The organism is Thermostichus sp. MS-CIW-40 (assembly GCF_054058315.1).
The window spans coordinates 43,970-58,653 of sequence record NZ_JBSSAC010000017.1; the positions used below are offsets into that span (position 1 = coordinate 43,970).

Below are 14,684 nucleotides of genomic sequence, written 5' to 3' on the forward strand. Positions count from 1 at the left end.
GATCATCCAGATCAGCCGATCATCCGCTCGGATTTTGGGGGAAGCAGGCTGTTGTCAAACACTTTCTTCAAAGGGGGCTTGCTAGACAAGCCAAAGCCATCCACCACCTGAGCAATTGAGGTTTCCATACGCGCGGGCACCACATCCCCCAAGCCAATTTCTCGCACCTCATCGGTAACAAACAGGCGCGGCATGGCCAGGGCGAGGCGCAATTTCTCAGTTGCCATATCCAGCACCTGCCCCTCGGCTTTGGCTTTGTCCAGAAGGGCCAACATGTTGCCATCGGTGTCGCGGATGGTGTCTTGCCAACCCTTAACATACGCCCGCAAAAAAGCTTTGAGCTGCTCCGGTTTTTCCTGCAGCAATTGCACACGAGTGATGAGCGCATTGCCGTACAGCTCAAGGCCATAGTCGTTGTAAAGGAAAGCCGTGATGTCCTCCAAGCTGACGCCGCCCCGCACCAGATTGGGCATGGCTGAGGTCATAAAGCCGCTGATGGCATCCACCCGACCTTGAATGAGGAAAGGTTCGCGCAACTGCGGCTCCATAGTTACCCACTCCACCGACCCCGGATCGATGCCGACTTGCTTGGCAAAGACCGGCCAGAGCCGACGCGGCGCATCCCCTGCCGGTGCTCCTAGCTTCTTGCCCGCCAGTTGGGCCGGCTCCCCAATGCCCTTATCTTTCAAGGTGTAGATGCCAAAGGGAGAGCGATTGAAGTGGACATAGATCGCTACCAAGGGCACGTCCGGATTTTTGGCATTGAACTCGATCATGGAGTAGGGATCCCCTTCCCCCAGGTCGTACTGGCCAGCGGCAATCTTGGTGATGGAATCGGCGGAGCCATAACCGCGCTCGTAGGTGACCTCCAGCCCCTCTTCGGCGAAGTAGCCCTTCAAGATCGCCGTTACAAGGGGGGTATCCATCGAAGAGGGCAACCAAGAGAGGGTAAACTTCAGGGGTGTCAGTCCCTGGGAAACCAGAAGCGGCCCGCGGCTCTGAGCCCTCGCCTTTAGCCCTCCAACGGCAACCCAAGAGGCAGCCGCAGCAGCAGATTGAAGGAATTGACGACGCGACGATTTCGGGATGGACATATCTATATGCTCCACAGCACCTGGCTCAGTAGGGATCCGCAAACGGGAATGCGGCAAACAATGGAGTGAAGACTATAAGCAACCAACTTAGCAAGGCGGAGTCAAACTTCTGTATTTGAGGATACCTTTACCTGCTGGGGGATCCCCTTTTAGCCAAGGTGAGAACTCTGCCTTGGTCATGGCCGGTTCGTTGCCGGTATGATAGTGCTCCTGCTGCCGCAGGGATCCCGATCGCCATTGCTCTTAACTCACGTGTATCCCTCTTCAACCATGGCCATCCAATCCCCTTCCACCTCCCTGGTTCGCTTTCTCGCCGGTGCTGTATCTGAGGCCATTCGACAGGCAGCAGAAGCAGGCCAACTGGGATCCCTGGCCCCCCAGCAAGCCACAGCGATTGCCCCCGTGATCCAGATCCCCAGCGACCCTCGCTACGGCGATTACGCCTGTCCCACCCCCCTGGGCATGGCCAAGCTCTGCCGCCTAGCACCGGCCCAGATCGCCCAAACCCTGCAAAAACACTTGGATCTGCCGGACATCGAAACTCAGGTGGCGGGAGGAGGGTATCTCAACTTCCGGCTGGGGGATCCCTTTTTGGCCAAGCGCTTGCAAGAGCTGCTGCATCTGGGAGAAAACTTCGGCAAAACAGCCATTCCCCATCCTGAGCGCATTCTGCTGGAGTTTGTCTCCGCCAACCCGACGGGGCCTTTGCACGTCGGCCATGGGCGCTGGGCTGCCGTTGGCTCTACGTTGGCCAACTTGCTGCACTGGACGGGCCACCAGGTGGAGCGGGAGTTTTACATCAACGATGCCGGCAACCAGATGCGGCTCTTGGGCCAGTCTCTGGAGGTGCGGGTGCGGCAACTGCAGGGGGAAGACATCGCTTTGCCGGAAGATGCCTATCACGGCACCTACTTGATCGAGATGGCCCAACGTCTCTTGGAGCAGGTGAAAGCCGGGATCCGCCCTCTGCCCACCACCTTGGAGGAATATATTGATTTGGCCTACGGGGAAATGCTGGCCTGGCAAAAGCAGACCCTGCAACAACTACGCACCGAGTTTGATCACTGGTTTAGCGAGCGCCGCCTGCATACCCCCGATCCCCAGACAGGCCTGAGCGCCATCCAGCAAGCTTTGCAGGAGCTGCAAGAGCGCGGCTTTCTCTACAAAGCCAAAGCGCCGCGGGGTGAGGATCCCAAGCCAGGGGCCGAAGAGGCCGTCTATTTCAAAACCCAAGAGTTCGGTGACGACAAGGATCGGGTGGTGCAAAAGGCCGATGGTTCGTTCACTTATCTAGCCGCCGATATTGCCTACCACCGGGATAAAGTGCAGCGAGGATATCACCGGCTGATCAACATTCTTGGCTCGGATCACCATGGCTATATCGGCCGCTTAAAGGCGGCGGTGGGTGCCTTCAGCCCAGATGTCAAGCTGGAAATCTTGATTGGACAATTTGTCAAATTGTTCAAAACCGACCCACAAACCGGTGAGAAAACCGAAGTGCGCATGTCCAAGCGCACCGGCAACTTTGTCTCACTCAATGACCTGATCGAAGATCCAGAAATTGGCGTGGGGGTCGATGCAGCCCGCTGGTTTTTGCTTAGCAGCAGCATGGACAGCCCCATCAACTTCGATTTGGATTTGGCCGTCAAGCAAACTTTCGATAACCCGGTTGTGTATGTTCACTACAGCCATGCCCGCTGTTGCACTCTGCTGCGGCGGCTACAGGAAGAAGAAAAGGTTGAACTGACCAACAAAGTCCCTTTGACGGAGCAACAAAAACTGCCCTACAAAGAGCCAGAAGAGCGGGCCCTGCTGCTGCGCTTGTTGGCCTTGCCGGATGAGCTGATCGCCGCTGCCGAAGAGCGCGCTCCCCACAAGATCATCCGCTACACGGAAGCCATTGCTGCCGATTTTAACAAGTTTTACGACACCTGCCGCATTTTGCCCCTTATAAAAGAGGATCCCCCCTTGGCTCAGGCTCGCATTCAGTTGGTGCAAGCTACCCGACAGGTTTTGTTTAACCTGCTCACCGGCATCCTCGGCTTAAGTGCGCCGGAGTCTATGTAGGTATAGTGTCAGGCGAATCGCAGCAAGACCCAGGCAAGATAACTGCTAGGTTTCGACTCGATGCGCACGCAGTAGCAAGTTGGTTCCCAAGCCCTCTTGGGCCATCCAAAAGGCGCAGATCCACCACGAAACTCCATCTTGGCGATAGAGGCCATAGGTGAGGGGGTAGGGCTGCAAAATCTCAATCATCTGTGCTAGGGGTGACACTTCAGCGGCATAACTTGCCCACACCTCAGCATCAAGGGCCTCACAAGTGTAATCCGAGGGGAAGTATACGTGGCTTGCTTCCAGGCTAGGTTGGTCGGTCAGCAACAATTGAGCGGGATCCGAAGACTCACAACCTAAGCGATCGCCGATCTGAAAGGTAAGTTGAAACAGGCGGTTAACAATATCAAACTGCTCAGGAGTCATAACTGCTCAATTGAGGCTGAGATCAACTTGGGCTGGAGGGAGTTGGGAGCTGGCTTAATTTTAACAAAACATCAAACAATGCTGTTCTGGATTGTCGTAGCTGACACAGTTGGAATTTGCCTACCCTGCTGTTGAGTAAAGCCTCTTCTACTCAAGAAATAAGGAGGAATATATTTTTCAGTTTAGGATGAGACGCCTGGGCCACTGATCGCGCTAGCGGGACGGAGTCCTTGAAAAGCTTTTTGATCCCCTGCATTACTGCTCCGCAACGCTGACGCGAAGACGCGACGACGCGACCAACGTTTTAGATGTGGATACAGTGTCCTAGTTTGAATCGAAACGACCACAAAAGGCAACATCTGGCAAACCAACTCTGTTCTGAGGCGGGTTGTAGATCTTAGACCTGACATGAAAATTGGTGGACAGGAGATCGGGTTAGGAGGGGTGCTAGAGCTGGCAAGTTCGGCGGCTGCGCTCCATTTCAGGCTCGATCCAAGAGAGGGCAAAATGGCTTACACAGGGCAACTGCGGAAAGCGGCGGGCCAGCTCTGCCATTTGCACTTCTAGGCTGGGGCGCTGTCGTTGCGACTGTCCCCATAGGCCGGCGATGGCCGGACAAACGAAGGTTTGGGGAGAAGCTACGGCCAAAACCTGCTCCACCTGCTGGGCTACACAAGTGGCATCCTCACACCTGGCATAGGCCATTGGGTGCCATTCCATACCCGGATCAAAGCGGTCCCAGGGTTGCAGACGAGCGTCAAACCCTTCTCCTACTGCTTGGTTGCCTTCTGGGAAGAAGACAGCCCCCACCGGGATCCCCAGCCTCTGGGCGGGTTGGGCGGCCTGCTGTAGATAATCGAGAACGCCGTAGCGGGCAAACTCGACGCTCAGCTGCCAAAGCTGCTGCTGCCAACGTTCTTGGCGAACGGCGGCGCTGGGGGTGGGGGAAGGGGCAGGAGTTGGTGCTGCTGCCTCAGAACTGGAATCCGCCGGTTTCTCCAGACTCTCTGGTAAATCTTTTGCAGAGGAAAGCTGATCCCCCTGCCAATTCCTGCTGGCCATGTCTTGGGCAGCCCAGTCCAGTAACTCTGGGGAAAGCGCCCATTTCTCGGTCGGGCTGGGCCAGGGATCCCCTGGCTGACGCCATCTGGGCTCTTCGGCATAGGTGGCATCCAACTGCTGCACATCCCTCACCGTCACGTAGCCCTGGCTCAAATAGCGCTCCAGCAGCGCCCGACCCGCTGGATTTTCTGCCAAATTGAGGTAGGCTTTCCGGGCGGCCTCTCCATGAATCCACAAGTCTCGGACGGTGGCTGCCACGCTGGATCCCCCTGAGCCACGCGGATAGCGAATGTAGTCGAAAAGGATCCCATCTGGCTGTCGCTGTAGGATGCGGCGGACCAACTCGGCAAAATCCCGCCGTGCCAGGGGATGAAAGGGATCCACAAACACCTCATCCGGGCTGCCCAAATCTTCCCCAAGGGCTGTTGCCGGATCCAGAACAGTGGTTATGCCACGACCGTTGCGGGCCAGGGCCACCTGTCGATCGGGCCGTTGTCCGTAGCTGTAACCGAAATTGAGGGAAAACACCCAAGCATAAGCAGACAAACCGCGGCGTCGCGCCGCCTTCAGAGCCAGATCCAACAAGTCGGCGTTGGGCTGTAGGCTGGGCCAGATCCCTCCTGCGCCATCCGGCAAAATGGAGCGACCATCGTAAAAGGTCTCGATAAAAACGCGGTTGTAGCCCAGGTTCACTACTTGGTCGAATACCTGATCCAACACGCCCGGATTGGCATCACAGGGATGCAGACGTACCCAAATGGCCTGGATCTGGGGCCAGCGTTGGCTGCGGCAGGCAATCAAGGCAGCGCCATGTTCGGCCAAAACTTGGGTGTACTCGGCCCAAGCAGCATTCGACTGGGCAGCCTGCTGGCGCAGTTGAGCCTTGCGCGCTACCTCCTCGGGCGGCTGTCGGCAGTAGGCGTCGAGCCGAGCGGCCAAGTGGGATTCCCTCTGTTCCGCACTGTCTACGGAACCAGAGCTGGGGAAAAGGGAATGGCCGGGCCACAAGAACTGAGCCTGGGCCGTGATTCCGGATCCCAGCAACATCAGCGCGCCCAGCACACCCGCAAGCCAGCGGCTCCCTTTGTTTTTTGGCAGTCTTAGCACTGATACATTCACGCTGAACTCTCCTGAACATGGTTCAGGAAAGAAGCGATCGCATCCTGCCTATCTCTGAGCAGGAAGGCGGTATCCCGCAAAGCCCTGAGGAATACCCCCCGAGCGCTTTCCCCCTTCACTTCCCGGCAACCGTTGCGGTGGACTCAAGGATCAGGGGGAAACTTGGTCTACTATATCCCTCTCAATGACTTTTGCCAAACCGCCTAAAGCTCAGTAAATTCAGCAAAGTTCAGGGTTTTGGGGGTTAGAGGCATGCTCCACGAGAATGTCTGCGATCGTACTCTTCTCCTGCCCAGAGAGCGGCTATTGGAAAAAAACAGCCGCCCATGCCCACACTGGCGCAATCCCTTGGTCGATCTCTACCTTAAGTCCGAGTGGTAGGGGGTTGCTCTTCGGTTTTGCCCCTTTCGCCACTGTGACCGTCAGCCAGGCTCTCATGGGGATCTCGCCAAAAGGCATAGATTAGCGCTTATGATTTAGTAGTAAACCTTTAGCTTTTCTTGATTGTCCATGAAGGCCATTACCCTGCATCAACTGCAAATCTTCGAGGTTGCCGCTCGTCACTTGAGCTTTACCCGCGCTGCCGAAGAGCTTTACCTGACCCAGCCCACGATTTCCATGCAGATCAAGCAATTGAGCAAAGCTGTAGGGTTGCCGCTGTTTGAACAGGTGGGCAAGCGGCTGTATCTCACCGAAGCGGGGCGAGCTTTACACCAAACCTGCGAGAAGATTTTTGAACAATTGAATCAATTTGAGATGACCCTTGCCGACCTGAAGGGGTTAAAGCAGGGACGGCTGAGCATTGGAGTGGTCACCACTGCCAAATACTTTATTCCTCGTCTTCTAGGGCCATTTTGTCAGCAGTATCCCGGCATCGACGTAGCTCTCAAGGTGATCAACCGCCAGCAGGTTTTGGAGCGGATGAGCAACAACATGGACGATCTCTACGTGATGGGGATGCCGCCAGAAGATCTGGACGTGGTGGCACAACCTTTTCTGGAAAATCCTTTGGTGGTGATGGCCCCCATTCATCATCCCCTGGTGGGCCAAAAGGGGATCCCTCTGGCGCGCATTGCCCAAGAACCTTTTTTAGCCCGTGAACCCGGCTCCGGCACCCGCATGGCTGTAGAGCGGCTTTTTGAGAAGCATAACCTAAAGCTCAACATTCGCATGGAGATAGGCAGCAGCGAAGCCATTCGCCAGGGCATTGTGGGTGGATTGGGCATTTCGGTTTTGTCTCAGCATGTGTTGGCCTTGGGGGGGTGGCAGCATCATCTGGCTATTTTGGATGTGGAAGAGTTTCCCATTCGGGGGTTCTGGCATTTGGTCTATTTGCGCTCTAAGCGTCTTTCGGTGGTGGCCAAAGCTTTTGCCGACTTTCTTCTTTCCCAGGTTTCTCAAATGGAGCTGGACTTTGTGGCTAAAGAGCAGCACAAATCCAATTCAAATCCCAATCCTGAACTGTTTTCTGGCAAAGAGGCTGAAGCACAGCCGAGAGCTCTTGTCGCAACCCCCGGATCCCCTCAAAGTCGTGAGTGAACAATACTCGCAAAAACCCCAGGTAAGCCCGCGCCCACTCGTCTTCCGGATCCAGCTCGACGATCTGTTGAAAATGCAACTGAGCTGCTTCTGGTTGTAACAGCGCCGCCAACATCAAGCCCAGTTGGTAGTGGCTTTGGATTTGCTGGCTCGGTTGGCCTTGGGCAGCAGCCTGTTGCCGTTCCCCCTCCAGCAGTTGCCGTACCAGGATGCGATCTGGATCCGTCAAAAAAGTCGGGTATTGCAGGGTTGTCCAGGCATTGAGGTAAAGGGAGAGGGCCTGCAGATCCCCAGCGGCAGCAGCTCTGGCCGCCTCGCGGAGAGGAAACAAGGGATCCGTTACAAGGGGGGATCCCTCCTTCGGGAAGCTCGACAGGGATCCTCTCCAGGATTGGTGTAGGGAATGGCGGATCCCTTTGGGCGACTGCCATTCCAGGTGGAGAAGGCCACCTCTTGGGAAGTCGGTTGTGGGCAGCGTCAAGATCTCTTCCACCAGCCAGCCGCCCGTTAAGTTGAGCTGCAGGCGATTCTGCCCCAGCACCCAGGCCCGCTTCTCCAAAACCCGTCCTTGCCCATCTTCCAGCCGCGCCCAAACCAGCGTCTGGGCCAAGTTCTGAGCTGGGCCTTGCCAGCGCAACTTCCAGGCCGGGATCCCCAGCTCCGACAGCGCCTCAACCTCCACCAGCTCCACCTCCTCAGCTTCAAGAGGCCACTCCTGTACCGTCACCTTTGAAAAGCGAGGGAAGTAAGTGTGCGGCCGACCCACCGTAGGCAACTCCACCGCCGGATCTTGTCGCCAGTCTGGGCTGCTGCGCAGGTGCTGCCGGATCTGCTCCTTAGTCGGGCCATAAGGGCCGATAATTCCCTGTTCCCCTTCGGCATCCACAAACCCATCCAGCAAGGAGAGCTCCAACTCGGGCCAGGGGGTTTGCCCGGCAGCGCGGAACGTGACCGGCCAGCGCTGGAGAGCTGCTAAGTAGGTGAGGGTTTCGGAAGAGATCAGCTCTGTGTTGGGGAGAACTCCCAACGTGGTGGTCAAGCCTGGCTGGATCAAGGATTGGATCCACTGGGTCAGCTCCTGCGTGGGGTGCTTCCCCTGCCAGCGCATCTGGATCCCCGTCCACAGAGGGGCCACCCCTGGGGTGAGGGGCCGACCCAAATTGGCCAAGGCCAAGCAGCCCAGAACTAGCCCTGCACAGACTCCCCTTTGCAAAGCCCACGCACCCCAGCGTTCCTCCAACCACCGGCAAGCCTTTTGGATCCCGCCTGCTGATAACACGGCCAAGAGAGGCAGCAGGGGTAGGGTGAAGCGCACATCTTTGATGTCCACCAGGGTGTAGAGAAGGTAGCCCGAACCGTAGGTGGCCCACAAGACTGCCTCTCGCCTGTCCAGGGATCCCCACCCGCTCAGCAGCGGCAACCCACACAAAAAAGGGCTCATCTGCAGGGGCAAAAGGCGCAAGTAGGCAGTCCACCAGCACAGGGATCCCGCTGGGCAAGTGATGTAGTAGTGGGCAGTCTCGGCGTAAGCCCAGCCATTGCTGAGCACAAACAGCCAATTGGCCCCATACCAGGGCCAGCACAAAAGCAGCATCACACCCATCCCCAAGGCCAAGTGGGCCAGCCGCGCCGGCCAAGGGATCCCTTTCCACCACCCCACCGCTTTCCCAGAGCGCCAGAGGGCCTGACCTGCAACTCCCACCAAAGGCAGCAGCAAAAACAGCACCCCCGTCCACTTGGTGAGCAACACCGCCGCCACCCCCGCTCCCACCCCCACCGCCCCCCACCAGGAAGGCTTCTCCCCATAGGCCCACAGCGCCCAAAACGCCAGCGTCACCGCCACCACCAGCGGCAACTCCAGCATGTAGACATGGGCCAAAGCCGTGATCCCCGGATAGAGGAGCACCAACGCCGCCGCCAGCCAGCCCACTTCCCCAGAGCGATAGACCCGCTGTCCCAGCCGCTGGGTTGCCAGAACCAGAACCCCCAGCAACCCCAAGTTGAGCAACTGCCCGTCCGCCCGGCTGAACGGATGTAGAACTGCCAAGGGGATCCCCAGCCAATAGGCCAAAGGGGGGTAGCGCTGGTTCAAATGCAAAAACTGCTGCCCCCACAGCCCATCCCAGCGAAACCGCTGCAGGTGAAGCCCAAACGCCTGCGCCTGCAGCAGATGCTGCGCCTCATCCCAGGCTGGCGGCAAGGGATCCGTCCAATTCCAGATCACCAGCAGCAGCAGGGCCACCATCCCCAGGCCGGCCCACCACCGCAGGCAAGGGATCCCCGGCCTGTGGGGTCTCTCCGGCAATGTCTCTCTCTCCTCGTCTGTACCGTTCATGCTTTGAAAACAATCCGCAGAGATTCAGCAGACATTGGGATCCCTTGCAACTGCCACCTGGCCTTGCCCCCCAGAGCTAAACTCAACCTGTGTCATTCTCAGCGCTCCTCCCATAGACCGAGAGCTTCAGCATCCCATGATCGCTCCATCTGCCGGCCCAGAAGGGGTTTGGATCCTTGCGGATCAACTCCACCCACAGCAATCCGCCCTCGCTTCCCTCTCGACCCTATCCCCAGACCGAGTTCCGGTCATTCTCATCGAATCCCACACCTGGGCCAGCTCCCGCAACCACCACCAGCAGAAATTGGTGCTGGTCTGGTCGGCCATGCGTCACTTTGCCCAAGAACTGCAACAGCGGGGCTACCCGGTCACCTATGTGGAAGCGGAAGGCTTTGCCGAGCCGCTGCAAACCTGGGCCAAGCAGCATCAACTGCAGCAGATCCGCCTCATGCAGCCCGCCGATATTCCCGTCCGAGATGAAATAGAAAAGCTGAGATCCACCCTCCCCTGCCCCCTCTTGGTTGTGGAAAACAACCACTTCCTCTGGACAGCTGATCAATTTATCGAGTGGGCCTCAGGCCGCAAGCGCCTGCTTCTGGAAGACTTTTACCGCGAAGGGCGAAGACGCTTCCGCATTCTCATGGATGGCCCCAAGCCCCTGGGCGGGCGCTGGAACTACGACCGGGAAAACCGCCATCCCCCCAAACCCGGAATGCGCTACCCCCAGCCCCTCACCTTCCCCCCCGACGCCATCACCCAGGCCGTGATCACAAAAGTTAAGCAACACTACGGCCATCACTTCGGATCTCTAGAAGGATTTGGCTGGGCCGTCACCCGCGCCCAAGCCCTGCAAGTGCTTGATCACTTCATCCACGAGCGCCTGCCCCACTTCGGCCCTTGGCAAGACGCCATGCAAACTGGGGAAGACTTTCTCTACCACTCCCTGCTTTCCCCTTACCTTAATCTGGGCCTGCTCACCCCCCACGAAGTCATCGCTGCCGTCGAACAAGCCTACCATCGCGGCGGGATCCCCCTGCCCTCCGCCGAAGGCTTCATCCGCCAGATCCTGGGCTGGCGGGAGTACATGCGCGGCTTCTACGAATACCAAATGCCCAACGGCTATGCCCAGAACAACTTTTTTGGCCACCAGCGACCCCTGCCAGAGTTTTTTTGGACGGGCAAAACCGACATGGCCTGTCTGCAGCACACCCTGGATCAAATTCGCCGTCATGGTTATGCCCACCACATCCAGCGGCTAATGGTGCTCAGCAATTTCGCCCTCATCAGTGGCATTCAGCCCCAGGCAGTAGAAGCGTGGTTTCAGGATGTGTTTATCGACAGCTACGACTGGGTGATGCAGCCCAACGTCATCGGCATGGGCCTTTTTGCCGATGGGGGCATGCTCTCCACCAAACCCTATGCCGCCTCTGCTCAGTACATCCGCAAAATGAGTGACTACTGCCGCCATTGCCGCTACAATCCCAGCGAAAAGGTTGGCAAACAAGCCTGCCCCATCAATACGTTGTATTGGGACTTCCTGTTGCGTCAGCGATCCCTCTTAGCCCCCTTGGGCAGAATGAAATGGGTATTGATCCATTTGGATCGCATGGAACCGGAGCTGAAGGCCCAGATCCAGGCGCAAGCCGCTGCTTGGTGGGATCCCTTGCAATCTGCACTCGACGAACAGAGTCCATCTCACTTGCAATCTGTCTAAGCACCAGAAGATTAAGCATCCGGTAAAATTGAGGCACCCTCCTACCCACCTGTCGCTTTGTAAGGACTGCAAGCCATGAAATGTCCCCGCTGCAGCAAACAAGAAATCCGAGTTTTGGAATCTCGTTCGGCAGAAGGTGGCCAGAGTGTGCGGCGGCGGCGAGAATGCATGTCCTGTGGCTACCGCTTCACCACCTATGAGCGCATCGAGTTCATGCCCATCATGGTCATTAAACGGGATGGATCCCGCGAAAGCTTCAACCGCAACAAGATCCTGCAAGGGGTGATGCGTGCCTGCCAAAAAACCCCCGTCACCGTCAGACAGATGGAAGAGCTGGTCAATGAGATCGAAGAAAAACTGCAATTGGAAGATGCCCAAGAGGTAACCAGCCTGCGCATCGGCGAGATGGTGCTGGAGCGCCTGCAACACCTAAGTGAGGTGGCCTACGTGCGCTTTGCCTCCGTTTATCGCCAGTTTCAGGGTATAAAAGACTTTGTCAATGAGCTGGAACAGTTGGAACCACCTCTGCGACGGGATCTGGAGCGGCTGCTGCAGGACTCCTCTGCCTCAGATTCCGAATCTTCAGGCTCCCCGGACTTGGTGGGGGAGTATTCGTGACGTGGGAACGACAGCGCAAGCCGGCCCTCCCTGGAAGCAGCGGGGAAATGGCGCTTGTGGGCGGGAAAAATTGCTGTGAAGAGATCGCCCATTCCAAAGGCTTAGCGGTATGCTTGGGGTAGTAATTGCGGCTTACACTAACGCTAGAGCTGCACGCCTTTAGATTGCCGGTGTTCAGCACTATCCTTGGAGATCCCTGATATCTTGGATCCCTCTGTGTCAAGCTGTCCCAGCCCCCTGTCCTTCCGAGTCGATCCCAATCTATGCAATACGGTTTTCGGGGTTCTAGCCCCTCTGGCGCTCGCAACAGCAACAGTAACCCCAGTGGCTTTCGCTCCCCTGCCGCAATGGAGACGGGGCCAGGGGTGGTGCCGATTCAGGTGTATCAACAAGTGGCCGAAGAGTTGGAGTCTGCCCGTCAGCAGGTAAGCCTGCTTTCCTCGGAAAACCAGCACCTGCGCGCTCTGCATCAGCAGTTGTCTGGAGAGCTCGCTGCCATCACCCGAGAGTTCCAGGGGCAATTGGGCCACACCCTGAAGCGCCTGCAGCAAATCAGCCTACGGCTTGCTGACGCAAATGGCCAGGCTGCCCAAGTTGCTGCAGCTTCTGAAGCCTCTTTCCAACAGAACAGCCCGACTGCCAATCCCGGCCAACCGGAAGCCCCTCCCAGCTACGATTTTTTGAATCGCCTCAAGCGCCGACAGGCCCGCAACGAGACCCCCTCCTTCTCATCCAACGGCTTTGTCCCGTCCTCCTTTGATTCCCTTCGCCACCCTTCCACCCACACCTCTGCCGAGCCCTACCCCCGCACTGGCTACCAGGTTCCTTCCCTGGACGAGTTGATGCAGGATAGGGGCGGCCCGGATCCCTATCTCGGCGAGGCAGACTCCTCAGCCTATTCCACCGGCATTTATCAGCGGGTACGGGAGCAACATCACGGATCCCAGGGCTCTGCCGTACTTTGGATGGCCGCTGCAGTCGTCTTAGTCATTGGATCGTTTGGGTTGGGATTTGTAGCCGTACAGCCGTTTTTGCGCAACAACCCACCGCCCGTGCAAGCACCCTGAGAGCTATTCACAGGATGCTCCAAAAGCCCGCTGGCGGGGTTAGGATGCCCCCAATGCGATCCGCACCACTGACGAATGACCAGGGGTTATATCTGTGATCCAGGCTGTCGCTGCTCCTCTGACGCCTAACACATTCTTCGAGCATATGCCCGACGAGGGCCGCTTTGAGCTGTGCAATAGAGCATGACTCTAGTCAATAATAAGCTCAACTATACTGAAAATGATGTATAATATGTTCAGTATGGATTACTACCAGTTGATCTTTCTGTTTACTTTCGAGTCTGCCAACATGGTAGCCAAAGCAAAGCAGAAAATTGGTAGTAAGACGACACGGAAACTGCGCTTTGGGTATTCTACTCAAAGCTTTGCGGGATACCGCCATTCTGTTTGGAAACAAACAGAATGCTATCGCTGCATAGTTGAACAGTGATGTTCAGCAGTGTTCAGCGTAAATGTATCAGTCACGGTCAAAATGCAGCCCACAGGTTCTCACAAGCAGGTGGCGAGCTTTTTGGCATAGCGGTTAGCGGTGCCCACGCGCAAATCCAGCAAGATCAAATCCGCTTTTTTGCCCACCTCCAAGCTGCCGATTTCCCCTTCCAGACCCAGACAGGCGGCACTGCCTTGTGTAGCCATCCACAAAGCCTGTTGCGCCGGCAGAGCAGCTCTATCCCCCGATCCCAACCGCTGCAGAAACACCGCCAACCGCATCTCCTCGATTCGATTTCTTCAGCCCCCACATGCACACAGTGGGCGGCCAAGGTCTGAGCACTCAGGGATCCCCAGCGTTTCAAACACTGCACCGGGGTCAATCCATAGCGAGCCTGTAGAGTTTCCACTCCCCGGCGAGTTTCCGCCAAGTGGGTGTGCAGCCCCACTCCATACCTTTGGGCTAGAGCGGATCCCTGGACAAAACTCTCAGGATGGCCAGAATAAGGAGCATGGAACCTGACCCAGATGTAAATTTGCCCCTCCCCGCGTCCATGCCAAACCTGGATCAAAGCCTCCGTGTCCGCCAGGGATTCTCCCACTCCCCTCGGTTCGTCGATCACCTGTGGGCTGAGGATCCCTCGTAACCCCGACTGCAAGCTCACTGCTGCTGCTAGATGTCGATAGATGCCAAGAGTGGATAGGGATCGTGAAGTTGGATTACATCCCCCCCTCTCCCATGCCGTACACGAAGACCGCTCTGGCAGAACGAGCCAACTGGTGTAGAGCAGGTAACATGGCAAGCTAATGGTCGACAAAACTGTTACCTCACTAGCTTGCCTTCACCCAATGGTGTCAGCTTTCAGGTAGAGAGGCTTGACGGAAGCCAACCCCCCTATTGATTGGGTTCCTCTTGATTGGGTTAGGGTGGTGGGCCTGGCACCGAGCTAGGTTGCCAGCAGGTCGCCCTGCCAGTAGGTTCGCCGCTGATGCGTTTCACGTCCGAGTTCGGGATGGGTCGGCGTGGTTCCACATCGCCATAGGCACCAGGACAATACTAGCCACCCTGAAAGCTGCATAGCCAAGCGGTAGAACAACCGGTGAATCAGGTCAAGCGGACGGTCTATTAGGACCCCTCGGCTGCATGCATTGCTGCACTTCCACCTAGAGCCTATTGCCGGGTCGTCTTCCCGGGACCTTCACAGAGGACTCATCTTGAGGTGGGCTTC

10 protein-coding genes, 2 rRNA genes and 1 pseudogene are annotated in these 14,684 nt (G+C 57.1%); 5 read left to right on the plus strand and 8 right to left on the minus strand.

The genetic code is table 11. The features are described from left to right. Positions 1 to 11: 11 nt before the first annotated feature. Positions 12 to 1,094 (minus strand): ABC transporter substrate-binding protein, encoded by a 1,083-nt coding sequence (locus ACVWXF_RS07325; protein WP_457403517.1) that lies wholly within the window; start codon positions 1,092 to 1,094, stop codon positions 12 to 14. 270 nt (positions 1,095 to 1,364) lie between these two features. Between ACVWXF_RS07325 and argS the strand changes: the two genes are divergently transcribed. Next, positions 1,365 to 3,161: an arginine--tRNA ligase gene (gene argS / locus ACVWXF_RS07330; RefSeq protein ID WP_457474046.1), complete on the plus strand. Its 1,797-nt coding sequence runs from the start codon at positions 1,365 to 1,367 to the stop codon at positions 3,159 to 3,161. Between the two features lie 45 nt (positions 3,162 to 3,206). On the opposite strand, the gene ACVWXF_RS07335 is transcribed toward argS, so the two are convergent. Further along, the gene (locus ACVWXF_RS07335) at positions 3,207 to 3,572 is read right to left on the minus strand and encodes a hypothetical protein (protein ID WP_414408635.1); all 366 of its coding nucleotides are present in this window, start codon (positions 3,570 to 3,572) and stop codon (positions 3,207 to 3,209) included. A gap of 447 nt (positions 3,573 to 4,019) precedes the next feature. Then, a complete protein-coding gene (locus ACVWXF_RS07340) occupies positions 4,020 to 5,696 on the minus strand; it encodes a hypothetical protein (RefSeq protein WP_457474042.1) in 1,677 nt (558 codons plus the stop codon). A 567-nt stretch (positions 5,697 to 6,263) separates the two neighbouring features. Between ACVWXF_RS07340 and ACVWXF_RS07345 the strand changes: the two genes are divergently transcribed. Next, positions 6,264 to 7,292, plus strand: coding sequence for a LysR substrate-binding domain-containing protein (locus ACVWXF_RS07345; RefSeq protein ID WP_457403513.1), 1,029 nt, complete (start codon positions 6,264 to 6,266; stop codon positions 7,290 to 7,292). Here the strand turns inward: ACVWXF_RS07345 and ACVWXF_RS07350 are convergent. Further along, complete coding sequence (locus ACVWXF_RS07350; protein WP_457474043.1) at positions 7,174 to 9,627, minus strand: phospholipid carrier-dependent glycosyltransferase; 2,454 nt, start codon at positions 9,625 to 9,627, stop codon at positions 7,174 to 7,176. The two genes, ACVWXF_RS07345 and ACVWXF_RS07350, sit on opposite strands and share 119 nt — an antisense overlap. A gap of 136 nt (positions 9,628 to 9,763) precedes the next feature. Between ACVWXF_RS07350 and ACVWXF_RS07355 the strand changes: the two genes are divergently transcribed. The 3 genes from ACVWXF_RS07355 (at position 9,764) to ACVWXF_RS07365 (ending at position 13,026) form a co-directional block, all read left to right on the plus strand. Continuing rightward, positions 9,764 to 11,341: a cryptochrome/photolyase family protein gene (locus ACVWXF_RS07355; protein ID WP_457474044.1), complete on the plus strand. Its 1,578-nt coding sequence runs from the start codon at positions 9,764 to 9,766 to the stop codon at positions 11,339 to 11,341. Positions 11,342 to 11,416: 75 nt separating this feature from the next. Further along, positions 11,417 to 11,959: a transcriptional regulator NrdR gene (nrdR, locus tag ACVWXF_RS07360; protein ID WP_011433544.1), complete on the plus strand. Its 543-nt coding sequence runs from the start codon at positions 11,417 to 11,419 to the stop codon at positions 11,957 to 11,959. A 263-nt stretch (positions 11,960 to 12,222) separates the two neighbouring features. After that, positions 12,223 to 13,026 carry a hypothetical protein gene (locus ACVWXF_RS07365; RefSeq protein ID WP_457474045.1) on the plus strand — a complete coding sequence of 268 codons (804 nt, stop codon included), beginning with the start codon at positions 12,223 to 12,225 and terminating at the stop codon, positions 13,024 to 13,026. Between the two features lie 489 nt (positions 13,027 to 13,515). Here the strand turns inward: ACVWXF_RS07365 and ACVWXF_RS07370 are convergent, their stop codons facing one another. The 4 genes and pseudogenes from ACVWXF_RS07370 to ACVWXF_RS07385 form a co-directional block, all read right to left on the minus strand. Beyond that, complete coding sequence (locus ACVWXF_RS07370) at positions 13,516 to 13,737, minus strand: amidohydrolase family protein (RefSeq protein WP_414416017.1); 222 nt, start codon at positions 13,735 to 13,737, stop codon at positions 13,516 to 13,518. A gap of 68 nt (positions 13,738 to 13,805) precedes the next feature. Continuing rightward, a pseudogene (locus ACVWXF_RS07375) lies at positions 13,806 to 14,273 on the minus strand (amidohydrolase family protein); the annotation flags it as partial. A gap of 116 nt (positions 14,274 to 14,389) precedes the next feature. After that, a 5S ribosomal RNA gene (rrf, locus tag ACVWXF_RS07380) occupies positions 14,390 to 14,506 on the minus strand. A 55-nt stretch (positions 14,507 to 14,561) separates the two neighbouring features. Then, positions 14,562 to 14,684 (minus strand): 23S ribosomal RNA (locus ACVWXF_RS07385); the annotation flags it as partial.